This is a genomic window from Affinibrenneria salicis, assembly GCF_008710095.1.
On the sequence record NZ_VYKJ01000017.1, the window covers coordinates 28,645 to 52,634 of the forward strand.

The following is a 23,990-nucleotide window of genomic DNA, read 5'->3' on the forward strand; positions in this document are numbered from 1 at the left end:
GGCTCGCCGCCGTATGCTACCTTTTGATCACGACGATCCGGATGCGCCGGTGGCGATGTCGCTCGCCCGCGCGGCTGATGTAAATCTTTAACGGACCGCCAAAAGGCGGTCCGTTTTATATGTGCCATATACGCTTGTTTGTCTGATAAAAAGACAAGGACAATCGGGAGAGCATTAGATGACAGACAAAACGATGAATATTTCTCTTTCCACTCAGCCCGCCGACGCGCGCTGGGGCGAAAAAGCGCTATTAAGCGCCAATGACAGCGGTTTTACGCTGCACCTGAACGGTCAGGATCCGCTGGTCTGCATTCAGCGCGCGGCGCGCAAAATTGATGGTCAGGGCATTAAGCAGGTCGCGCTGACCGGGCCAGGCTGGGATTTGGAAACCAGCTGGGCATTCTGGCAGGGCTATCGCGGGCCGAAAGGGCAGCGCGGCGTCGCATGGGCGCCGCTGGACGAGACGCAGCGGCAGGAGCTGGACCGGCGCCTCCGAATCGTCGACTGGGTGCGCGACACCATTAACCTGCCGGCCGAGGATCTCGGGCCGGAGCAACTGGCGATGCGCGCCATCGATTTGATGCACGAGGTCGCCGGCGAGGCGGTCAGCTACCGCATCACCAAAGGCGACGATCTGCGCGAGCAGAACTATGCCGGTATCTATACCGTGGGGCGCGGTTCGGAGCGCCAGCCGGTGCTGCTGGCGCTGGATTATAACCCCGGCGGCAATCCGGATGCGCCGGTGCTGGCCTGTCTGGTCGGTAAGGGCATCACGTTCGATAGCGGCGGCTATAGCCTGAAACCGAGTTCATTTATGGATTCCATGAAGTCGGATATGGGCGGGGCGGCCACGGTGACCGGCGCGCTGGCGCTGGCGGTGGCGCGCGGGTTGAAACAGCGGGTCAAATTGTATCTGTGCTGCGCCGACAATATGGTCAGCGGCAACGCCTTCAGGCTGGGGGATATCATTCGTTACCGCAACGGCAAAACCGTTGAAGTAATGAATACCGATGCCGAAGGGCGTCTGGTGCTGGCCGATGGACTGATCGACGCATCGCAGCAGAATGCGCAACTGATCGTCGACTGCGCTACCCTGACCGGCGCGGCGAAGACCGCGCTGGGCAATGATTATCACGCGCTGTTTGGTTTTGACGATGAGTTGGTGCAGTCGCTGCTCGACAGCGCGCGCGCCGAGGGTGAACCCTTCTGGCGTCTGCCGCTGGCCGAGTTCCACCGCAGTCAGCTTCCCTCCAGCTTCGCCGAATTAAACAACGTAGCCGGCGCGGCCTACAGCGCAGGCGCCAGCACCGCGGCCGCTTTTCTGTCGCACTTTGTGAAAACGTATCAGCGCGGCTGGCTGCACATCGATTGTTCCGCCACCTACCGTAAGAGCGCGGTGGAACAGTGGTCGGCCGGCGCGACCGGTCTGGGCGTGCGTACGCTGGCGAATCTGTTGCTCAGCAAAGCCGGTTAATTTACCGAGCGGCCGGCGGCGCCGGCCGGATTGAGAGGCTCTATGGATTTTTCTCCGCAAAATAAACTGGAAGAGGTGTTGCAGCAGGCCGTTAACGAGCCGGCGCATCGGCCTGAATTTTTCAGCCTGCTGCTGGAGTCTACGGTCTACGCGCTGGGTTACAGCGATGAAGACGGCGGCGAGGGTGAGAAAACGCTATTGGCCGGCAGCCATGTCAATCTGCTGCACTGGGAAAAGGCGGACGGCACCTCGGTCATTCCATTTTTTTCCTCGCTTGAGGCGCTGCAGATGGCTATCACCGAGGAGCAATCTTTTCTGTCGCTTCCCGCCCGATCGCTGTTCCAGCTGACGTTGGGGGCAACGCTGTTTCTTAATCCTAAACTGCCCTACGGTAAGGAATTCTACCCGCAGGAAATTAGCCAGTTGCTGAGCGACGAAGGCGACGGACGGATTCACCAGCGCGTTATTGAAGAGGATACGCAGATCATGATCGGTCAGCCGGCGGACATGCCGGTGCAGTTGATCGATTCCCTGACCCAACTGTTCGCCAAACATCGCATTGTGCGGCGCGCCTTCCTGGCGCAGATTCAGGAAGGAAAAGAGGAGGCGCCCCATTTGCTGATCGGCATTGAGGTCGAAGGGGATGAGGCGGAAGTGGAAAGCGCGATCCGTGCGGCGGGCAGCGTGGCCAGCGATACGGTCACGGACAATAAGCCGGTCGATCTTTGCCGGGTCGTCGAAGGCGAAGAGGGCATCAGCCACTATTTCATCCAGCACACCACGCCGTTTTACGAGCGGAAGTGGGGCAGTTTTTTACGCGATTATAAAGGCAGCGGTCGGGCCTGACGCCGGCCGTTCACGCCGGCCCGCCGGGAGGCGACGGGCCGGCGCAGGCTTATTTCCGCTCGATCGGCACGTCGTCGCGACTGCCCCATTCGCTCCATGAACCGTCATACAGCGTGACCGGGCCGATATTCAGCGCGGTCAGCGCCAGCACCACCACCGCCGCAGTGACGCCGGAGCCGCAGCTGGCCACCAGCGGGCGCGAAAAATCGACGCCGCGCTTGTGCAAAATGGCGGTCAGTTCCGCATTAGGCTTCAGCGCGCCCGCGCTGACCAGTTCGTTCCAGGGCACATTCACGCTGCCGGGGATATGCCCGCGATGCAGGCCCGGGCGCGGTTCATCGACTTCGGCGTTAAAACGCGGCGCCGGGCGGGCGTCGATGATTTGCGCGGCGCGGTCATCAAGAATCGCCAGCACCTGCTCTCTCTGACGGATAGCCCCGGCGTCGAGCCGCGCGGTAAATGTACGGCCGGTTGCCGGCCGTACGTCGCCTTGCTCGATCGGCAGGCCGAGCCGAGCCCATTCCGCCTGGCCGCCGGCCAGGATGGAAACCCGGGCGGCACCGAAAGTGCGCAGCATCCACCAGGCGCGCGGCGCGGAAAACAGATTGCCTTCGTCGTACACCACCAGATGCCGGTCGTCGCCGATGCCCAGCGCCGCCATGTCATGGGCGAAACGCTGAGCGTCCGGCATCATATGCGGCAGCGGAGTCCCGCTGTCGGACAGCGTTTCAATGTCGAAAAAAACCGCGCCAGGCAGATGCCCGGCCCGGTATTCGGCGTGGATATCGCGGGTTGTTTCGCCCGGCGGCAGCATGCGCGCGTCGATCACGCTGACATCGGCATCCTGTAAATGAGCGGATAACCAACTGGCGGAAACAAATAATTCACAAGTAGCAGATGCGGCTGACATAGAACCCTCGCAGTGAGGCCGCGCGCAGGCGGACCCCGGATGGACCAGAGAGCCATTGTCAGCGATTTTTCCGCCTCCGGCAAGCCGTGGCGGCGCGCGCGGTTTGTGCGCTTTGCCTGCGGCGTTAACCTTAAATAAAAGAGAGTATTACTCCGTGCGGTTTGGCGTCGGAAAAAAGAAAAAAAGGTGCGGCTGCCCAGGCTCTGGGCGATAATACGTTCCACTTTGGTATCTTTGGGGTCATGCCGGCGGCGTGCGGCGTGAAAAAGACGGGCGGTCAGGCTTCTTCTGGCAGGGAAAAATTATGCAGAAAGGGTTTCGCAACGGTTCAGGTCTCCGCTGGGGAGGCTGGTGTAAGGTTACGCTACTGGCGGTGGCTATAGCGTTGAGCAGCGCATGCGACGAGCGCGACGGCGACAAGGCTCCGGTTTCTCAACCTGCGTCGGCCGAAACCCCGGCGGCGCAACAGAATAATCCGTCGGCGGCGCCTGCGGCGACCGGCACGGCGCAGCAGACCAGCTACGCCGGTCAGCCTCTGCATCTGCTGGATGCTTCCGAACTGCAACTGGACGGCGCCAGCACGCTGGTGTTGACCTTCTCCATCCCGTTGAACCCCAATCAGGATTTCGCCGCGAAGGTGCATCTCGTCGATACCGTCAGCGGTAAATTCGACGGAGCCTGGGAACTGGCGGAAAACCAGAAAGAGCTGCGTATGCGCCACCTGGAGCCAAAGCGTAAGCTGATGCTGACCGTTGACGGCGGCCTGCAGGCGGTTAACGGCGGCGCGCTGGAAACGGCGTTCCAGAAAGAGATCGCCACGCGTGATATCCAGCCCAGCGTCGGTTTCGCCAGCCGCGGTTCGCTGCTGCCGGGCAAACAGCCGCGCGGTCTGCCGGTGATGGCGCTCAACGTCGATCGGGTGGACGTTAATTTCTTCCGCATCAAGCCGTCGACGTTGCCGTCCTTTATCAGCAGATGGTCGTATCGTAGCTCTGTCTCCAGCTGGGAAGCTGGCGATTTGCTGAAAATGGCCGATCTGGTTTACACCGGTCGTTTTGATTTAAATCCGCGCGCCAATACCCGTGAGCAGATCTTGCTGCCGCTGGCCGGCATTGACGCGCTGCAGCAGCCCGGCGTTTACCTGGCGGTGATGCAGCAGGCCGGGAAATATGCCTATACCAATGCCGCCACGCTGTTTACCCTCAGCGATATCGGCGTGTCGCTGCACAGCTACCATGATCGGCTGGATGTATTTACCCAGAGTCTGGATAACGGCGCGGCGCAGTCAGGCGTTGATGTCCAGTTGCTGGATGGCAAAGGCCTCGTGCTGGCGAGCGCCGTCAGCGACGATCAGGGACATGCGCGATTGGATAAACCGGCGCAGGCGAAACTGCTGCTGGCTACGCAGAAAGGGCAGACCTCGCTGCTGGATCTGAAACGTCCGGCGCTGGATCTGGCCGAGTTCGCCATTGGCGGGCCGGACGGTTTCAGCAAACAGCTGTTTACCTTTGGCCCGCGCGATCTGTACCGGCCGGGCGAGACGTTGATCGTCAATGCGCTGCTGCGCGATGCCGACGGCCGGCCGCTGCCGCCGCAACCGTTGAAGACGGAGGTGGTGAAACCGGACGGTCAGGTCGCGCGCAGCTTTGTCTGGCAGCCGGAAAACGGCCTGTATCAGTACCAGTACGCTATCCCCGACTCGGCGCCGACCGGCGAATGGTCGTTGCGTATTCAGGCCGGCGACGATCGCTCCCGCTTCTATCGCTTTAAGGTAGAGGACTTCATGCCGGAGCGCATGGCGTTGGATATCCATACCGACGATGAGCCTATTGCGCCGGCAGATGCGACGCAGTTCGAGATCAGCGGCCGCTATCTGTACGGCGCGCCGGCGGCCGGCAACCGGCTGCAGGGGCAATTGTTCCTGCGCGAGCAGCGTCAGCTCGCCGCGCTGCCCGGCTATCAGTTTGGTTCGATTACCGAAGAGAACCTGTCGCGCAATCTGGATGAACTGGATGAAACGCTTGATAGTCAGGGCAAGCGTGAACTGGTAGTGGCCAGTCAGTGGGAAAGCATTCGTTCGCCGGCGCGGTTGATTTTGCAGGCCAGCCTGCTGGAGTCCGGCGGCCGACCGATAACCCGCCGGGCCGAACAGGCGATCTGGCCCGCCCGGGCGTTGCCGGGCATTCGTCCGCTGTTCGGCGAAAAACAGGTCTACGACTACCGCAGCGACAGCTACAAGAGTCAGCCGATGGTTGATGAAGGCAGCCGGGCCGCATTTGACATTATTTACGCCAGCGCCAGCGGCGAAAAGCTGGCGGCTAAAGGGCTGAAGGCCCGTCTGATACGCGAGCGGCGCGATTACTACTGGCAGTGGTCGGAGGACGACGGTTGGGCGGCGCAGTATGATCAAAAAGATCTGAACATGGCGGAAGAGACCGTCAATCTAACGGCCGGCGGCAGCGCTCAGGTCAGCTTCCCGGTCGAATGGGGCGCTTACCGTCTGGAAGTGGTGGATCCGGGTAATCAGTTGCTCAGCAGCGTTCGTTTTTGGGCGGGCTACAGCTGGCAGGACAATAGCGAAGGCGGCGGCGCGGTGCGGCCGGATCAGATTCGACTCAAGCTGGATAAACCGGCCTACCGCCCCGGCGAGCGCGTCAGCCTGACGCTTGAATCGCCGGCCGCCGGCAAAGGCTATCTGATGGTCGAATCCAGCGACGGGCCGCTGTGGTGGCAGGAGATCAGCGTGCCGCAGGGCGGCGCCACGGTGGAAGTGCCGCTGAATAAGGACTGGCGCCGTCACGATCTCTATCTGAGCGCGCTGGTGGTGCGTCCAGGCGATCAGGCGAAGACCGCCACGCCGAAACGGGCGGTCGGTCTGCTGCATTTGCCGATGGCCGACGAGCATCGCCGGCTGAATCTCCAGCTGCAGGCGCCGGAACGCATTCGTCCGGGACAGACCCTGACCGTTGATGTGAAGGTGCCGGAGATGGAAGGCAAAACGCCGGCTCAGGTGAATGTCCTGCTGTCGGCGGTCGACAGCGGCGTGTTGAACATCACGCGTTTCGTTACGCCCGATCCCTACGAGGCGTTCTTTGGCCGTAAACGCTACGGCGCCGATATGTATGATGTGTACGGTCAACTGATCGAGGGCGACGGGCGTCAGGCGACGCTGCGCTTCGGCGGCGATGGCGATGAAGAGGATCCGCTGGCGCGCGGCGGCCAGAAGCCGGTCACGCATGTTAATATCATCGCCCGGCAACTGCAGCCGGTAACGCTGAACGAGCGCGGCGAAGGGAAAATTCAGCTGGTGATCCCGGACTTCAACGGCGAGCTGCGCCTGATGGCGCAGGCCTGGACCGACAGCGAATTCGGCAAAGCGGAGCGTCCGCTGGTGGTCGCCGCGCCGCTGATTGCCGAGTTGGCTACGCCGCGTTTCCTGGCCGGCGGCGATCGCAGCCGGCTGTCTCTCGATCTGACCAATCAATCCGGTCAGCCGCAGACGCTGCAGATTAGCGTAACGGCCAACGGTCTGGTGGCGCTGGATGGCAATGCCGAACGTAAGCTGACGCTGGCCAAAGGCGAGCGGCTGACGCTGCCGGTGCCCGTTCAGGCGCGCGAAGGTTTTGGCGACGGCGAGGTAACGCTGGAAATCCAGGGGCTGAAGCTGCCGGACGCGCCGCAAACCACCAGTTGGAAAAATAGCTGGAAGATTGGCGTACGCCCGGCGTACCCGGGCGAAACGCGTCAGTTCTCCGCCGTGCTTCAGCCCGGCGAGCTGTGGTCGCTGCCGGCCGATGCGCTCAGCGGTCTGGCGCCGGCCACTCAGCAGGGGCAACTGCTGTTAACCAGCCGTCCGCCGCTTAACCTCGCCCGCTATATTCGCGAACTGGCGGCCTATCCTTACGGCTGTCTGGAACAGACCACCAGCGGGCTGTTCCCGTCGCTGTACGTCAGCCAGGCGCAGCTGACGGCGCTGGGGATTAAAACCAGCAGCGATACGCAGCGCCGTCAGGCGATCGATATCGGCATTGAACGGCTGGCCGGTATGCAGCGCTTCAACGGCAGCTTCGGTTTGTGGAGCAAAGACAGTCCGGAAGAACCGTGGCTGACGGCCTATGTCACCGACTTCCTGACCCGGGCGACGGCGCAGGGATATAGTGTGTCGCCGTCGGTGCTGAAAGGCGCGACGGAACGGCTGCAGCGTTATCTGCAGGACCGGAATCAGATTACGGTTCAATACAGTTCCAGCCCTGAGCACGTGCGCTTTGCGGTGCAGGCCTACGCCGGTCTGGTGCTGGCGCGTCAGCAAAAAGCGCCGCTGGGCGCGCTGCGTCAGGTCTACCAGCACCGGGGAGAGGCGCAGTCCGGCCTGCCGCTGGTGCAGCTGGGCATCGCGCTGCGCTTAATGGGCGATATGCCGCGTTCGAAAGAGGTCATCGCTCAGGGGCTGCGCAAGGAGCGTCGCGATCGTGATTACTGGCTGGAAGATTACGGCTCGCCGTTGCGCGACAGCGCGCTGATCCTGGCGCTGCTGAATGAGTATGACATTCTGCCCGCGGAGCGCGATCGCCTGCTGCTTGAGCTGTCGGCGAGCGCGGATATGAAGAAATACTTCTCCACCCAGGAAAGCAATGCGCTTTATCTGGCCGGACGCAATCTGATCGGGCAGGACGAAGCGCCGTGGCGGGTAAAAGCCAGCGGCGTGGCCGAACCGCTGAGCGGGGCGAAAGCGCAAAGTACGGAGCTGGGCCAGGCGGCGCTGGCGCCGGGCGCGTTGACGCTGGAAAATTCCGGCGACAGCACGGTGTATCCGCGCCTGGCGGTGACCGGTTATCCGATCGGCGCGCCGGCGCCCTACAGCCACAATCTGCACATCCGACGCCACTACCTCGGTCTGGACGGCAAACAGAAATCGCTGGATCAGCTGAAAAGCGGCGAACTGGTGCTGGTCTGGCTGGATGTCTGGGCCGATGACCAGGTGCCGGACGCGCTGGTCGTCGATCTGTTGCCCGCCGGGCTGGAGCTGGAAAACCAGAATCTGGGCGACAGCAGCGCCAGTCTGGGTGACAGCGCGGCCAGCGACGTGGCGGAGTTGCTGACGGATATGCAGCAAACGGAGATCAAACATCAGGAATACCGCGACGATCGTTACGTTGCGGCGGTGAATGTTGATCCCTATCGTCACTCCACGCTGCTGTATCTGGCGCGCGCCGTGACGCCGGGCACCTATCGCGTGCCGGCGCCTCAGGTCGAATCAATGTATTTGCCGCAATGGCGCGCATTGGGTGAAACGCCGGCGTCGCTGACCGTCCGTTAACCCCGCACCGCCCGTGGCGGCAAACCGTCGCCACGGACCGTCGGCGCGCTGATCAAAGCGCGCCGGGGGGCGGCGCGGATGTCAGACGTCAGGAGATCACGTCATTATCGCTAAACGCTCTCTGTGGTTGATACCTCTGCTTATTCCGCTGCTGCTGTGGTGGGCGGACAGGCAGTGGCCGCTGCCGCTGCAGCCGGCCGGGGTAACCCGGGTCGTGGTGGCGCAGGACGGCACGCCGCTGTGGCGTTTCGCCGACGATGTGGGCGTATGGCGTTATCCGGTGCGTCTGGCGGACGTGTCGCCGCTCTATCTGCAGGCGTTGCTCAACTATGAAGACCGCTGGTTTTATTATCATCCCGGCGTCAATCCGGTCGCGCTGATCCGTGCCGCCGGGCTGAATCTGTTGAACGGCCGCATTGTTTCCGGCGGCAGCACGCTGTCGATGCAGGTAGCCCGCCTGCTTGATCCGCATCCCCGCACCGCGGGCGGTAAACTGCGCCAGATCTGGCGCACTCTGCAGCTTGAGTGGCACCTGTCGAAAGACGATATTCTGACGCTGTACCTTAACCGGGCGCCGTTTGGCGGCACTCTGCAGGGCATTGGCGCCGCCAGCTGGAGCTATCTGGGCAAACCGCCTTCCGATCTGACGCCGGGCGAAGCGGCGCTGCTGGCGGTACTGCCGCAGGCGCCCAGCCGGTTACGGCCGGATCGCTACCCGCAGCAGGCCGAGGCGGCGCGTAATAAGGTGCTGAGCCGGCTGGCGGAGTATCGGGTCTGGCCGCAGGCGCAGATCGATGAAGTCCGTCAGGAGCCGGTGTGGCTGGCGCCGCGCCAGGTGCCGCAGTTGGCGCCGCTGCTGGCCCGCCGCCTGACGGAGAACGATCGACGTGAGAAAGTTGAAACCACGCTGGATATCACGCTGCAGCGCCGGCTGGAAGAGATGGCGCAGGGCTGGAAAGCCGCTCTGCCGGCGAAAACCTCGTTCGGCGTGCTGGTGGTCGATCATCGCGACATGGCGGTCAAGGCCTACCTGGGATCGGCCGACTTTACCGACGACAGCCGCTTTGGCCACGTGGATATGATCAGCGCCTGGCGTTCGCCCGGCTCGACGCTCAAACCCTTTGTCTATGCGCTGGCGCTGGATGACGGTCTGATTCACGCCGAATCGCTGTTGCAGGATGTGCCGCGTCACTTCGGCAGCTATCGTCCGGCTAATTTCGATACCGGTTTTCACGGGCCGGTCAGCGCCAGCGAGGCGCTGGTGAGATCGTTGAATTTACCCGCGGTGCAGCTGCTGGAGGCCTATGGGCCGAAACGCTTCGCCGCCACGCTGCGTCACGCCGGGCTGACGCTGCGCTTTCCTCCTCACGCTGAACCGAATCTGTCGCTGATTTTGGGCGGCACCGGCGCGCGGCTGGACCAGATCGTCGCCGCCTACAGCGCTTTCGCCCGCGGGGGCATGGCCGGCCAGTTGCGCTTCGAACCCGGACAGACGCTGCGCGAGCGGCGTTTACTGTCGCCGGGCGCGGCCTGGATAACCCGGCGGATATTAGCCGGCGAAGCCCGCCCTCTTCCGGATGATGTCCTGTCCGCCTCCGTTCCACTGGCGTGGAAGACCGGCACCAGCTATGGTTATCGTGATGCCTGGGCGATTGGTATCAATGCCCGTTATCTGATCGGTGTGTGGGTCGGCCGGCCGGACGGCACGCCGGTGGCCGGGCAGTATGGTCAGGCCACCGCGGTGCCGCTGCTTAACCAAATCAACAATCTGCTGATGACCGGCCTGCGGCGCGACGGTCGCCCGCTGCCGATCGATCCGCGGCCTGCCGCGGTGAGCCGGCAGCAGATTTGCTGGCCGGGCGGTCAGCCGCTGGCGGCCGGAGACAGTAATTGCCGTCAGCGGCGCCAGAGCTGGATTCTGGATGAAACCACGCCGCCCACGCTGGTGGCGCCGGGGCAGGAAGCGCTGACCGGCACGCAAATGACGCTGTGGCTTAATGAACGCGGTCAGCAAGTGGCCGCTAACTGCCCCGGCGCCCGCCAGACCACGCTATCGCTCTGGCCATTGCCGCTTGAGGCGTGGCTGGCGCCCGCGGAGCGTCGGGCGCAGCGCCTGCCTGAAGCGGACGCTCAGTGTCCGCCGCCGGAGCGTAACGATGCGCCGCCGCTGTTGATTTTCGGTATTCGCGACGACACGGTATTGAAACGACTGCCGGGCAGCGGCGAGCTCGATCTGCGGCTAAGCACGCAGGGCGGGCAGGGACAACGCTGGTGGTTTCTTAACGGTGAACAGATTGCCAACACCCGGCCGGAAGAAGGGATATTACAGCGGTTGACGCAGCCCGGACGCTACCAACTGACGCTGCTGGATGAAAGCGGTCAGGTAAGCGTGGTGAATTTTACTCTGCAGTAAACAGAGTTATGTTATCGCTGTAATAAAAATAATTAATTTTTTAATGAAATGTTACGCCCCGGTAGGCAAGTGTAGCGATGCTGCTTTATAATCCGCGCTTTATTTATTGGCCGGTATTATAACGTCAGGCGCTATTCTGCTCGCGTGATATGCCTGCCGGTGGCGCGCAGCTCGTTCAGCCGATTGACGGGCAGGCGACTTAGCGCAACTGGCACCTGGCCCGGCTGTTATCTGGCAGTTATTTAATGAGGTCATTATGACGGTAGAACGTACCTTTTCCATCGTGAAGCCGAATGCTGTGGCTAAAAACGCGATTGGTGCCATTTATTCACGTTTCGAAAGCGCGGGTTTTAAAATTATCGCAGCCAAAATGCTGCATCTGACGCATGAACAGGCGGCAGGTTTTTACGCCGAGCACGAAGGAAAACCGTTCTTTGACGGGTTGGTTTCCTTTATGACCTCCGGTCCGATTATGGTTCAGGTGCTGGAAGCGGAAAATGCGGTGCAGCGCAATCGCGACCTGATGGGCGCAACCAATCCGGCCAATGCGTTGGCCGGTACGCTGCGCGCTGACTATGCGGACAGCTTCACTGAAAACGCGGTGCACGGTTCCGATTCGCCCGAGTCGGCGGCGCGTGAAATCGCCTATTTTTTTAGTCCCGATGAGATCCATCCTCGTTAAGGAAGAACCCCGCCGTCCGCGCCATAAAAAAACGTCAGAAACGTTCTCCAACGGCGCGCGGTGACGGCTGGCAAGGGACGGGCAGGGATCGCCCGCCAGAGAACGTCGGCAACGTTTTTCAACGTCGCGGGCTTTCAGTCATGGCATCCCTGTTTTAAACTCTGTACAATGCGGCGCCCCGGGTGGACTTGCTCAACCGGGGCGTTTCTTTATAATCCGTCCAATCACCTGATCGCGCCATAACGTGTAACAACGAGGCCAGGAACTATTTATGTCTGAACAAACCGTGTCCGAATCTTTGACGGCGTCTGCCGTTGCCCAATCCACTCCCCAGCCCGAAGCGGAAAAAATCAATCTGCTGGACCTGAATCGCCGGCAAATGCGCGAGTTTTTCGCCCGCATGGGGGAAAAGCCGTTCCGCGCCGATCAGGTCATGAAGTGGATCTACCATTACTGCTGCGATGATTTCGCGCAAATGACCGATATCAATAAAGTATTGCGCGCCAGATTGCAGGAGATCGCCGAAATTCGCGCGCCGGAAGTGGTGGCGGAGCAGCGCTCTTCCGACGGCACCATCAAGTGGGCGATTCTGGTCGGCGGGCAGCGGGTGGAAACGGTGTACATCCCGGAGGACGAACGCGCCACGCTGTGCGTCTCCTCGCAGGTTGGCTGCGCGCTGGAGTGTAAATTCTGTTCCACAGCACAGCAGGGTTTCAACCGTAACCTGCGCGTATCGGAAATTATCGGGCAGGTATGGCGCGCGGCGAAGATTATCGGCGCCGCCAAAGTGACCGGCCAGCGCCCGATCACCAACGTGGTGATGATGGGGATGGGAGAGCCGCTGCTCAACCTGACCAACGTGGTGCCGGCGATGGAGATCATGCTGGACGATTTTGGTTTCGGCCTGTCGAAACGGCGCGTGACGCTCTCCACTTCCGGCGTGGTGCCGGCGCTGGACAAACTGGGCGATATGATTGACGTCGCGCTGGCGATCTCCCTGCATGCACCGACGGATGAGATCCGCAACGAGATCATGCCGATCAATAAGAAATACAATATCGAAACTTTCCTGAGCGCGGTGCGGCGCTATCTCGACAAATCCAACGCCAATCAGGGGCGGGTGACGGTAGAGTACGTTCTGCTCGATCATATCAACGACGGCACCGAGCATGCCCATCAGCTGGCCGCCTGCCTGAAAGATACGCCCTGCAAGATCAACCTGATCCCGTGGAACCCGTTCCCGGGCGCGCCCTATGGCCGCAGCTCGAACAGCCGGGTCGATCGCTTCTCCAAGGTTTTGATGGAGTATGGCTTTACCACCATCGTGCGTAAAACGCGCGGCGACGATATCGACGCCGCCTGCGGCCAGCTGGCGGGCGAGGTGGTTGATCGCACCAAACGCACGTTAAAGAAAAAGCAGGCCGGGGAACCTATCCGCGTTAAGGCAGTCTGACTGGCGAGAGTATGCATAATGGAATGCGCCATGCAATTACCGCCTGCCGAAGGGCTTGCCTGCTGTCAGGCCGGATGGATTGAGGTAAGATAGCCTTATTCCGTCGGTCAGATGACCAATCATGCAGGGGGAAAGGGATGGCGCGTTTGCTGAGGCAGGGATGGGGCTGGATGGCGTGCTGCGGCGCGATATTGCTGGCCGGCTGCGCGACTTCCCGGCCGGATGCGCAGACGCCGGATGCGGGGCAAACCCGCCTGCAGTTAGGGCTGGAATACCTGGCGCAGAATAATCTGGACGCCGCGCGTCGGAATCTGGAAAAGGCGCTGGCCGCCGCTCCGCAGGATTACCGTACCCAACTGGGAATGGCGCTCTATGAGCAGCGGGTCGGCGAAAACCAGGCCGCCGGGCAGCGTTACCGGCAGGCGCTGCAACTGGCTCCGCAAAACGGCAGCGTGATGAATAATTACGGTGCGTTTTTGTGTGGTTTAGGGCAGTATGTAGCGGCGCAGCAACAGTTCGACGCGGCTGCGCAACTCCCTGATTATCGCCAGGTTGCCGACAGTCTGGAAAATGCGGGCTACTGTTTTTTCCATGCCGGCCAGAACGATAATGCGCGCAGGCTGCTACGCCGGGCCCTGAAGTATGATCCCGCGAAAGGCGCCGATCTGCTGGCCGAGGCGGATAAACAATTCGACGCCGGCAAACGTGACCAGGCGCAGTTCTTGTTAGATATTTACCAGCATATTCTTCCGGCGAGCGCCGGCAGTCTATGGTTACAGGTTCGTTTCGCCGCGCTGGCGAAACGTCAGAACGAGGTTGATCGTTATGGCAAAATGCTGGCGCGAAGTTTTCCACAATCTAAACAGTACCAGCAGTTCTTAGCTAATGAATACTGAAGTTACCCAAGATCGTACGGCTACACTTACACCAGGCGAACGCCTGCGTCAGGCGCGTGAAAGTCTCGGCCTGACTCAGGAAACCGTTGCTGAACGTTTATGCCTGAAAGTTTCTCTTGTCCGTCAGATTGAGGAGGGCTCTACGCCGTCCGATCTGGCGTCGACCTTTTTGCGCGGCTATATCCGCTCATATGCCCGGCTGGTGCATCTGCCGGATGAAGAGGTGTTGCCGGAGCTGGATAAACAGGCCGGCCCCGGCGTGACCAAAGTGTCGTCGATGCAGAGTTTTTCTCTGGGCAAACGGCGCACCAAAAAACGTGATGGCTGGCTGATGACGTTCACCTGGCTGATTCTGCTGATTGTGCTGGGGTTGACGGTCGCCTGGTGGTGGCAGAACCATAAGGCGCAGCAGCAGGAGATCGTCACCATGGCCGATCACAACGGGGCGCAGCCGGACGAGCAGGGACAGTTTGTCCCGTTGACCGACAGTAACCAGTCTGACGCCTCGCCCGTGACCAATTCAGTGCCGTTGAATAACGAGGCGCCAGGCGTTAGCGGACAGTCCAACGGCGCGGCGGTGACCGAACCGCAGCCCGCGGCCGCACAGGGCGTCAGCGCGCCTGCGCCTGCCGCCGCGTCACCGGCCCCCGCCCCGGTCGCGGTGTCGCCGGCTCAGACTTCTCAGTCTCCGCTGCTGCCCGGCAGCGTGACCGCTCCGGCCAGCACGTTTGCCGGCAACGCTGGCGAGACGCCGGCGCACGCCCTTGTCATGACGTTCAGCGCCGACTGCTGGCTTGACGTGAGCGACGCCAGCGGCAAAAAACTGTTCAGCGGCACGCAGCGACGCGGCGCCACGTTAAATCTGAACGGTCAGGCGCCGTACCGGCTGACCATCGGCGCGCCCGCCGCCGTCCAAATCCAGTACCTGGGCAAGCCGGTTGATTTAAGTCGATTCATTAAGAGCAATCAGGTTGCGCGTTTGACCGTAGCGGCGGAATAATGTCGCTTTCGCAGGTTACCTGTGATGTTGCAATGATGGAGAAGAAGTAATGCATAACCCAGCACCCATAAACCGTCGCAAATCAACCCGGATTTACGTCGGTAAGGTGCCTGTTGGCGACGGTGCGCCGATTGCGGTGCAATCCATGACCAATACCCGAACCACCGATGTGGCGGCGACGGTTAAACAGATTAAATCACTGGAGCGCGTGGGGGTAGATATTGTCCGCGTTTCCGTGCCCACCATGGACGCCGCCGAAGCCTTCAAACTCATCAAACAACAGGTGAATGTGCCGCTGGTGGCCGATATTCACTTTGACTACCGCATCGCGCTGAAAGTGGCGGAGTACGGCGTGGATTGCCTGCGCATTAATCCGGGCAATATCGGCAACGAAGAGCGCATTCGCTCGGTGGTGGACTGCGCCCGCGATCACAATATCCCTATTCGCATTGGGGTAAACGGCGGTTCGCTGGAGAAAGATCTGCAGGAAAAGTATGGTGAACCGACGCCGGAAGCGTTGCTGGAATCGGCGATGCGCCATGTGGATATTCTGGATCGGCTTAATTTCGATAAGTTTAAGGTCAGCGTTAAGGCCTCCGACGTGTTCCTGGCGGTGCAGTCTTATCGCCTGCTGGCGGCGCGCATCGACCAGCCGCTGCATCTGGGCATTACCGAAGCCGGCGGCGCGCGCAGCGGCGCGGTGAAATCCGCCATCGGTCTGGGGCTGCTGCTGTCGGAAGGGATCGGCGATACGCTGCGTATTTCGCTGGCCGCCGATCCGGTGGAAGAGGTGAAGGTAGGCTTCGATATTCTGAAATCTCTGCGCATCCGCGCCCGCGGCATCAATTTTATCGCCTGCCCGACCTGTTCGCGGCAGGAGTTCGATGTGATCGGCACGGTAAACGCGCTGGAGCAGCGGCTGGAAGATATTATCACGCCGATGGACGTGTCGATTATCGGCTGCGTGGTCAACGGTCCCGGCGAAGCGCTGGTTTCCACCCTGGGCGTGACCGGCGGCAATAAGAAAAGCGGTTTCTATGAAGACGGCGTGCGCCAGAAAGAGCGCTTCGACAACGACGATATGATCGACCAGCTGGAAGCGAAAATCCGCGCCAGGGCGTCGATGATGGATGAAAAGCGACGTATCGACGTTAATCTGGTGGAAAAATAAGCCCGTGCGGTCGGCCGTGCGCCGACGAACGACGCATTGAGGCTGAGCCCGATGGCGGCCCGGCATTGAAGACGGCGCGGATCTCCCTATAATTCGAATTTATTTTAAATAACGCATAGAGAACTGACGTGGCAAAAAACATCCAGGCCATTCGCGGCATGAACGACTACCTGCCCGCCGATACGGCATTGTGGCAGCGTATTGAAGCTAGCCTGAAACAGGTGCTGAGCGCTTACGGCTACAGCGAAATCCGTTTACCCATTGTGGAACAGACGCCGCTGTTTAAACGCGCTATCGGCGAAGTGACCGATGTGGTGGAAAAAGAGATGTATACCTTCGAGGACCGCAACGGCGATAGCCTGACGCTGCGTCCCGAGGGAACGGCTGGCTGCGTGCGGGCGGGGATCGAACACGGCATCCTGTATAACCAGGAGCAGCGTCTGTGGTACTTCGGGCCGATGTTTCGCCATGAGCGTCCGCAGAAAGGGCGCTATCGTCAGTTTCATCAGTTAGGCTGTGAAGTCTTTGGTTTGCAGGGGCCGGATATCGATGCGGAACTGATCCTGTTGACCGCGCGCTGCTGGAAAGCGCTGGGCATTGCCGAACACGTTACGCTGGAACTGAATTCCATCGGTTCGCTGGCGGCGCGTACGCGCTACCGCGAGGCGCTGATCGCTTTTCTGGAACAGCATAAAGATCAACTGGATGAAGACTGCCTGCGCCGCATGTACACCAACCCGCTGCGCGTGCTGGACTCTAAAAACCCGCAGGTGCAGGCGCTGCTGAATGATGCGCCGGAACTGACCGACTATCTGGACGACGAATCCCGCGAGCACTTTGCCGCGCTGGGTGAACTTTTAACGCGGGCCGGTATCCCATATAAGGTCAATCCGCGTCTGGTTCGCGGTCTGGACTACTATAACCGCACCGTTTTCGAATGGGTGACCAGTAGTCTGGGCGCGCAGGGCACGGTGTGCGCCGGCGGACGCTATGACGGCATGGTCGAGCAGCTGGGCGGCCACGCGACGCCGGCCATTGGTTTCGCCATGGGGATGGAGCGTCTGGTCCTGCTGGTGCAGTCGGTCAATGCAGATTTTCGCGCCGAACCCGGCGTTGATGTCTATCTGATCTCGTCCGGCGCCGGCACGCAAAACGCGGCCATGCTGCTGGCCGAACAGGTGCGCGACCAGTTGCCGACGCTGAAATTGATGACCAACTACGGCGGCGGCAATTTTAAAAAACAATTCGCCCGTGCGGATAAATGGGGCGCACGCGTTGCGCTGGTGCTGGGCGAAAACGAAGTCGCCGCCGGTCAGGTGGTGGTGAAAGACCTGACCAACGGCGAGCAGGAAACACTGGCGCAGAGCGACGTCGCCGCGCGGCTGACAACGCTACTGGGTTAAGGAGAAGGGCACCGTGGAAGTCTATACCACAGAGAATGAACAGGTTGACGCGCTGCGCCGCTTTCTGGCGGAAAATGGTAAGGCGCTGGTGGTGGGTGTGGTCCTGGGGATCGGTGCGCTGGTCGGCTGGCGCTACTGGCAAAGCCATCAGACCAACAGCATGATGACGTCGTCGTCGGCGTTTGAGCAGACCAGCAGCTCGCTGGCCTCCGGCAAGCCGGAAGGCGTCAGCGCGGCTGAACGTTTTGCCGTCGAAAACAAAAATAATTACGGCGTGCTGACTGCGCTGGAGCTGGCGCATTATTACGTCGAACAGAATGATCTGGCTAAAGCCGGCGCGCAACTGCAGCAGGCTCAGGCACAAACCAAAGACGCCAACCTGCTGGCGTTGATCAACCTGCGTCTGGCGCGGCTGCAGCTGCAGGAAAAGAACGCGGATGCGGCGCTGAAAACGCTGGAAACGGTAACGTTGCCTGGCTGGTCAGCGATGGCTTCCGAGGTGCGCGGCGATGCTCTGCTAAGCAAAGGGGATAATAAGGCGGCGCGCGAAGCGTATACCGCCGGGCTTGACGCCAATCCTCCGCAGGCGCTGCAGGCTATGCTGCGTCTGAAACTGAATAACCTGTCCAGCTAAGAGGAATTCCATGCAATTGCGTAAAACACTTCTGACAGGACTGGTTTCTGTTGCCCTGCTGAGCGGATGTTCATTATTTAACAGCGAAGAAGATGTGGTTAAAATGTCGCCTTTGCCGCAGGTAGAGAATCAGTTCACACCGACTAAAGTGTGGAGCAGTTCTGTTGGCGGCGGCATAGGCGATTTTTACTCTAATCTGCGCCCGGCGTGGCAGGATACCAAAGCCTTTGCCGCCGATCGCAAGGGGATGGTAAAAGCGCTGGATATCGATAGCGGCAAAGAGCTGTGGCGCATCAGCCTGGCCGAGAAGACCGGTTTGCTGTCTGCCGATCGTCCCGCTCTGCTGTCCGGCGGCCTGACGGTCGCGGGCAATCATCTCTATGTGGGCAGTGAAAAGGCCCAGGTGTATGCGCTGAACACGGAGGATGGTACTCAGGCGTGGCAGAGTCGGGTAGCCGGAGAAGTTTTGTCGCGGCCGGTAGTCGATGGCGGCGTTGTGCTGGTGCATACCAGTAACGGTATGCTGCAGGCGCTCGACGAAGCGAGCGGCGCGGTTAAATGGACGGTTAACCTGGATATGCCGACTCTGTCGCTGCGCGGCGAATCGGCGCCTACCACGGCCTTTGGCGCCGCCATCGTCGGCGGCGATAACGGCCGCGTCAATGCGGTGATGATCAGCGAAGGGCAGTTGATCTGGCAACAGCGCATCTCCCAGCCGGGCGGCGTCACGGAAATCGATCGTCTGAACGATGTCGATACCACGCCGGTGGTGTCCGGTGAAGTGGTGTACGCGCTGGGGTATAATGGCACGATGACCGCGCTGGATTTGCGCTCCGGTCAGGTACTGTGGAAACGTGAGCTGGGTTCGGTGCATGATTTCATCGTCGACGGCGATCGGATTTACCTGGTCGATCAGAATGACCGGGTGATTGCGCTGAATACTAACGGCGGCGTTAACCTCTGGCGTCAGAGCGATTTGCTGCACCGCAACCTGACCGCGCCGGTGCTGTATAATGGTTACCTGGTGACGGGCGATTCGGAAGGCTATTTGCACTGGCTGAATACCGAAGACGGTCGTTTTGTCGTTCAGCAAAAAGTCGACAGCGCCGGCTTTTTGAGCACGCCGGTGGTCGCCAGCGATAAGCTGTTGATTCAGGCGAAAAACGGCGAGGTCTACGCCTTTACCCGTTAATCCAGGCTCGTCTCTGGTTCGCGCAAAGTGTGAACGCTGAACGGCTCCTGACAGCATCAGGAGCCGTTTCGTATTTTGTTGTCAGCAAAGATAGTGCTGTAACATATTGAAATCTAAGTAATGAGGTTGTAACAATGATACCTGTCGTCGCGCTGGTCGGACGCCCAAATGTGGGGAAATCCACCCTGTTTAACCGTTTAACGCGTACGCGTGATGCGCTGGTAGCGGACTTCCCGGGGCTGACGCGTGACCGCAAGTATGGTCGTGCCGAAGTGGAAGGGCATGAATTTATTATCGTCGATACCGGCGGTATTGACGGTACGGAAGACGGGGTGGAAACCCATATGGCCGGGCAATCGCTGGTGGCGATTGAAGAGGCGGATATCGTGCTGTTTATGGTCGATGCGCGCGCCGGCCTGATGCCGGCCGATATCGGCATTGCCCGTCATCTGCGCAGCCGTCAGAAATCCACGTTCCTGGTGGCGAATAAAACGGATGGGATCGATCCGGACGTGGCGGTCAGCGACTTTTATTCGCTCGGGCTGGGAGATGTCTATTCCATCGCCGCCTCGCACGGCCGCGGCGTGACCGCGCTGATTGAAACCGTTCTGCTGCCGTTGACCGAAACCGAGCCGCAGCAGGAAGCGGTGGTTCTGAGCGAGGAAGAAGAAAACGCCGCTTACTGGGAGCAGCAGCTGGCCGAACAGCAGAGCGAAGCGGACGATAAAGCGGAAGACGACTTTAATCCCGAGGATCTGCCGATAAAACTGGCGATTGTCGGGCGGCCGAACGTCGGCAAATCGACGCTCACCAACCGCATCCTTGGCGAAGACCGGGTAGTGGTGTACGACATGCCGGGCACCACGCGCGACAGTATTTATATCCCGATGGTCAGAGACGAACGGGAGTACGTGCTGATCGATACCGCGGGCGTGCGTAAACGCGGCAGAATCACTGAGACGGTAGAAAAATTTTCCGTTATTAAAACGCTGCAGGCGATAGAAGACGCCAACGTGGTGCTGCTGGTAATCGATGCCCGCGAAGGCATCTCCGATCAGGATCTGTCTCTGCTCGGCTTTATTCTTAATACCGGCCGTTCGCTGGTAATTGTGGTCAACAAATGGGACGGGCTGGATCAGGACGTGAAAGAGCAGGTGAAAGAAATGCTCGATCTGCGTTTGGGGTTCATCGACTTTGCCCGCGTGCATTTCATTTCCGCACTGCACGGCAGCGGCGTGGGCAACTTGTTCGAATCGGTGAACGAGGCATACTCCTGCGCCACCCGCCGCGTCAGCACTTCTCTGCTGACGCGCATTATGCAGATGGCGATTGACGATCATCAGCCGCCGTTGATTCGCGGGCGTCGGGTGAAACTCAAATATGCGCATGCCGGCGGCTATAATCCGCCGATTGTGGTTATTCACGGCAATCAGGTGAAGGATCTGCCGGATTCTTATAAACGCTACCTGATGAACTACTACCGTCGTTCGCTTGATGTGATGGGCACGCCGATTCGCATTCAGTTCAAGGAAGGGGAGAATCCGTTTGCGGACCGCCGCAATACGCTGACCCCTAACCAGCTGCGTAAACGTAAGCGACTGATGCAGCACCTGAAGAAAAAATAACTGACTGTGAATGGATTGCCTTATCGCGTCCTCAGGCTGATGACAATGTTTGTTATTCGCGAGAGCGCGGCAAGCGGGCCTAACGGCGTTAGCCGCCGGAGCGGCCCTCTGTGCGACCGGACCGGCTATCCAGAGCTAATCGGCGACGTTGTCAGCGACCCTGGGCCGACGTATGGCGGATTTTTTAACCGGAACGATAGCGGTGGGCGGATGGATGCGCTATTTGCGTCCGTGGACCGCGCGCCGCTAATGAGACGGGAGATAAGATAACAATGACGCAAGACTGTCCAACGTGTGGCAGCGAGCTGACGGCCGCGGAAACCGGCTTTCACTGTGATGTCTGCCGCCAGACGTTCGGGCGGCTGGCGCTATGTCCGGATTGCCGTCGACCTCTGGAACGCTTACAGGCCTGCGGCGCAGTGAATTACTTTTGTCAGCATGGGCACGGGTTGATTTCTAAAAAACGCGTGCTGTTTACTGCGCAACCGCACTAACCGCAACGATCAGGCGGGCCGTCCGAAGACGGCCCGCCTGGCTGAACCGACGGCTGGCCAGATCTGACGCTGCGCCACGGCCGTCTGGCCGCTTTGCTGTCCGCCAGTGGCGGCAGGCCGGCGCAGGCCATAGGCGATGGCTGTGACGACCACAGCCGTTAGCCAGCGTGGTCGGACACTGAATCCGCCGCCCCGCGTCGTCGGAGCCGGACTGCATCGGGCTGGCCGAACCCGCGCGTTTAGCGGACGGCTGGGTTAAGACTGTAGCTTCCGATCAGGCTGGCCTGCGCCAGCACATGCCCGTCTATTGCCGCCAGCACATCGTCCCGATAGATTTTCCCTTCCACGTTCAGCCGAGCCGTGTCGAGCGCGTATAGCGTAAAAATATAGCGGTGCGCCAGTTCGTCATTCCACGGCGGGCAGGGGCCGTCATAACCGTAGTAGTCCCCGTTCATTTGCTCGTCACCGCTGAACCAACTGGTGTAATCGTTAATACCGTGGCGCATTCCCTTGCCCGGCGCTTGCGCCGGTTTACCCCGCGCGGTGATCTGCGCGCTGTGGCTGCCTGCGGCGATCGCGCGCGCGTCGGCCGGTATATCGATCAGCACCCAGTGCGTGAAGTTAACGCGCGGCAGGCTTGCCGCAACCTGGCGTCCTTCCTGATTGACATCGTCGGTAGAGCATGGCGCGTCGGGATCATGACAAAGCAGAACAAATGATTTTGTCCCCGCCGGCACGTCATCCCAGGCCAGATGGGGATTCTTATTGTTGGACAGCGCCAGGTGATTTTTGTCATCCGCAACCGCGAAAGCGAATTCACCCGGAATAGGCGCGCCATCAGTGAAGTTTTGGCTGGTTAATTTCATGGCTGATCCTCTCTTTGGTGAGTGGTACAGGAGTACGCGCGTGAGGCGAGTATAATGGCCGGATAAGTCTCGGTGCGTTAATTTTTTGTTTGCGGCGCCGAACCCTTCGCTAATTTCTTCTCCGCCGTTCAGGAGAAGACCGGCGATAAAATAGGCCAGGGACTTATCATTGGCTCGTACCGCACAATACAGGTTAATACAATAAGGCGGAAGGATAGCAGGGTAAGCGATATGTAACATCTTATGCGATATTATTCGCCGTCGCGCCACAGCGTTTCCAGTTCGGCAGGCGCCAGGCTCTCCGGGATCAGCAGCAGAATCTCGCCTTCATGCCGGGGCGTCAGGTAGCTGATTTGAATGCGATAGTAGAACTGATCGCCGCGGCCCGCGCGGTTCTCCCGACCAGGCGGCGCGCCGAGCGGCAGCACCTGGTTCAGCAACCGACGCACTTTCTGCCGTTCGTCGGGCGCGAGATGCGCCAGTTCAAAGCGGCGCCGCGCGGCGAGTTTAGGGAGCCAGGCCACGCCGCCTTCGCGCGCCAGTTCAATCACCGCATCGTCGGTCAGAAGCGGGACCGGTTTCATGGCAGTACGCCGACCTGTCGCCAGGCCTCCTCAATTGTGCGCGTTATCCGCTGATCGAAGCGCTTTTGCGCGTGTTTTGCGGTGAATTGCGCGAAGGTGGCGAAGTCCGCATCCTGCGGCAGGTCGGCATCGCATAGCGTGTCGTACCAGACATAACCGGCCTGCTGCCATGCGTAGCCGCCCAACGCCCGGGCGGCCAGATAGAACGCGCGGTTGGCAATGCCGGAGTTAAGATGTACGCCGCCGTTGTCTTCGCGAGTCTGAATATACTCGTTCATGTGCGCAGGCTGTGGATCTTTGCCCAGCAGCGGGTCGTCGTAGGCCGTACCGGGTTCGGACATCGATCGCAGGCCGCGTCCGTTGATCCCCGGAGCCAACAGCCCTTCGCCGATGATCCAGTCTGCCTGCACGGCCGTCTGCCCGCGGTGGAATTGTTTGGTCAGTGCGGCAAAGACGTCCGACAGCGACTCATTCAGCGCGCCGGACTGAGAAAAATAAATCAGATCGGCCTCCATCTCCGTCACGCCGTGCGCCAGCTCATGCGCGACGATATCCAGCGCGGCGGTAAAACGATTGAAAATCTCGCCGTCTCCGTCGCCGAACACCACCTGCTGGCCGTTCCAGAAGGCGTTCTGATAGTCTTTGCCGTAGTGTACGCAGGCTTTCAGCACCAGCCCGCGCTGATCGAGCGAGTTACGCCGCCACGCCTGCCAGAAAAAGTCGTAGGTGATGCCCATATACCGCCAGGCTTCCTCTGCGGCCTCGTCGTTCGTGCCGGCTTGTCCTTCCTTGCGAACCAACATTCCCGGTAAATTCTGCGTCCGCTGCGCATCGTAAATTTCACGTTCCGGCTGGCCGCCGTCAGCCGTTTGCGCCGGTGCGGACTTGTCGTGATGCTGCGCCATCAGCGTCTGCACATGGGTCAGCGTGTGGCGGGCGCAGGCCTGCTGCCGGCTCGAACCATAGGCGATGATATTACTCAGAATATAAGGGGGGACGATCCCCGTCAGTCGGGAGTGCGTCATGACGT

18 protein-coding genes are annotated in these 23,990 nt (G+C 60.4%); 14 read left to right on the forward strand and 4 right to left on the reverse strand.

What is annotated here, in order from left to right; translation table 11 throughout:
• Window positions 1-178: 178 nt before the first annotated feature.
• On the forward strand, window positions 179-1,474 hold the full coding sequence (gene pepB, locus FJU30_RS23530) for an aminopeptidase PepB (protein ID WP_150437399.1): 1,296 nt from the start codon (window positions 179-181) through the stop codon (window positions 1,472-1,474).
• Window positions 1,475-1,516: 42 nt separating this feature from the next.
• Window positions 1,517-2,320, forward strand: a complete 804-nt coding sequence (gene sseB / locus FJU30_RS23535) for an enhanced serine sensitivity protein SseB (protein ID WP_150437400.1) — start codon at window positions 1,517-1,519, stop codon at window positions 2,318-2,320.
• Window positions 2,321-2,369: 49 nt separating this feature from the next.
• Here sseB and sseA read toward each other — a convergent pair whose 3' ends face one another.
• On the reverse strand, window positions 2,370-3,230 hold the full coding sequence (gene sseA / locus FJU30_RS23540) for a 3-mercaptopyruvate sulfurtransferase (RefSeq protein ID WP_150437401.1): 861 nt from the start codon (window positions 3,228-3,230) through the stop codon (window positions 2,370-2,372).
• Window positions 3,231-3,534: 304 nt separating this feature from the next.
• Here sseA and FJU30_RS23545 point away from each other — a divergent pair, with 304 nt between their 5' ends.
• From FJU30_RS23545 to FJU30_RS23600, 12 genes are all read left to right on the forward strand, one after another.
• Window positions 3,535-8,547, forward strand: coding sequence for an alpha-2-macroglobulin family protein (locus FJU30_RS23545; RefSeq protein WP_150437402.1), 5,013 nt, complete (start codon window positions 3,535-3,537; stop codon window positions 8,545-8,547).
• A gap of 121 nt (window positions 8,548-8,668) precedes the next feature.
• A complete protein-coding gene (gene pbpC, locus FJU30_RS23550; protein WP_395858819.1) occupies window positions 8,669-10,960 on the forward strand; it encodes a peptidoglycan glycosyltransferase PbpC in 2,292 nt (763 codons plus the stop codon).
• 256 nt (window positions 10,961-11,216) lie between these two features.
• The gene (ndk, locus tag FJU30_RS23555) at window positions 11,217-11,642 is read left to right on the forward strand and encodes a nucleoside-diphosphate kinase (protein WP_150437404.1); all 426 of its coding nucleotides are present in this window, start codon (window positions 11,217-11,219) and stop codon (window positions 11,640-11,642) included.
• A gap of 271 nt (window positions 11,643-11,913) precedes the next feature.
• Entirely contained in the window at window positions 11,914-13,095 is a 1,182-nt protein-coding gene (locus FJU30_RS23560) for a bifunctional tRNA (adenosine(37)-C2)-methyltransferase TrmG/ribosomal RNA large subunit methyltransferase RlmN (protein ID WP_150437405.1), read from the forward strand.
• A 170-nt stretch (window positions 13,096-13,265) separates the two neighbouring features.
• The gene (gene pilW / locus FJU30_RS23565) at window positions 13,266-13,991 is read left to right on the forward strand and encodes a type IV pilus biogenesis/stability protein PilW (RefSeq protein ID WP_191091677.1); all 726 of its coding nucleotides are present in this window, start codon (window positions 13,266-13,268) and stop codon (window positions 13,989-13,991) included.
• Window positions 13,981-14,991 carry a cytoskeleton protein RodZ gene (gene rodZ, locus FJU30_RS23570; protein ID WP_150437407.1) on the forward strand — a complete coding sequence of 337 codons (1,011 nt, stop codon included), beginning with the start codon at window positions 13,981-13,983 and terminating at the stop codon, window positions 14,989-14,991. Before pilW ends, rodZ begins: the two co-directional genes overlap by 11 nt.
• Before the next feature lie 49 nt (window positions 14,992-15,040).
• On the forward strand, window positions 15,041-16,162 hold the full coding sequence (gene ispG / locus FJU30_RS23575) for a flavodoxin-dependent (E)-4-hydroxy-3-methylbut-2-enyl-diphosphate synthase (protein ID WP_150437408.1): 1,122 nt from the start codon (window positions 15,041-15,043) through the stop codon (window positions 16,160-16,162).
• A gap of 128 nt (window positions 16,163-16,290) precedes the next feature.
• Window positions 16,291-17,565: a histidine--tRNA ligase gene (hisS, locus tag FJU30_RS23580; protein WP_150437409.1), complete on the forward strand. Its 1,275-nt coding sequence runs from the start codon at window positions 16,291-16,293 to the stop codon at window positions 17,563-17,565.
• A 13-nt stretch (window positions 17,566-17,578) separates the two neighbouring features.
• Window positions 17,579-18,199 carry a YfgM family protein gene (locus tag FJU30_RS23585; protein ID WP_150437410.1) on the forward strand — a complete coding sequence of 207 codons (621 nt, stop codon included), beginning with the start codon at window positions 17,579-17,581 and terminating at the stop codon, window positions 18,197-18,199.
• 10 nt (window positions 18,200-18,209) lie between these two features.
• Entirely contained in the window at window positions 18,210-19,391 is a 1,182-nt protein-coding gene (gene bamB, locus FJU30_RS23590) for an outer membrane protein assembly factor BamB (RefSeq protein WP_150437411.1), read from the forward strand.
• Window positions 19,392-19,525: 134 nt separating this feature from the next.
• Entirely contained in the window at window positions 19,526-21,016 is a 1,491-nt protein-coding gene (gene der / locus FJU30_RS23595) for a ribosome biogenesis GTPase Der (RefSeq protein ID WP_150437412.1), read from the forward strand.
• 272 nt (window positions 21,017-21,288) lie between these two features.
• Window positions 21,289-21,510, forward strand: a complete 222-nt coding sequence (locus tag FJU30_RS23600) for a zinc ribbon domain-containing protein (RefSeq protein WP_150437413.1) — start codon at window positions 21,289-21,291, stop codon at window positions 21,508-21,510.
• Between the two features lie 239 nt (window positions 21,511-21,749).
• Here FJU30_RS23600 and FJU30_RS23605 read toward each other — a convergent pair whose 3' ends face one another.
• The 3 genes from FJU30_RS23605 to FJU30_RS23615 all read right to left on the reverse strand — a co-directional run bounded on the left by FJU30_RS23605 (window position 21,750) and on the right by FJU30_RS23615 (window position 23,985).
• Window positions 21,750-22,376, reverse strand: coding sequence for a YbhB/YbcL family Raf kinase inhibitor-like protein (locus FJU30_RS23605; protein ID WP_150437414.1), 627 nt, complete (start codon window positions 22,374-22,376; stop codon window positions 21,750-21,752).
• A 251-nt stretch (window positions 22,377-22,627) separates the two neighbouring features.
• Complete coding sequence (locus FJU30_RS23610) at window positions 22,628-22,960, reverse strand: protealysin inhibitor emfourin (protein ID WP_150437415.1); 333 nt, start codon at window positions 22,958-22,960, stop codon at window positions 22,628-22,630.
• Window positions 22,957-23,985, reverse strand: a complete 1,029-nt coding sequence (locus tag FJU30_RS23615; protein WP_150437416.1) for a M4 family metallopeptidase — start codon at window positions 23,983-23,985, stop codon at window positions 22,957-22,959. The genes FJU30_RS23610 and FJU30_RS23615 overlap by 4 nt, the downstream gene beginning before the upstream one ends.
• Window positions 23,986-23,990: the final 5 nt, after the last annotated feature.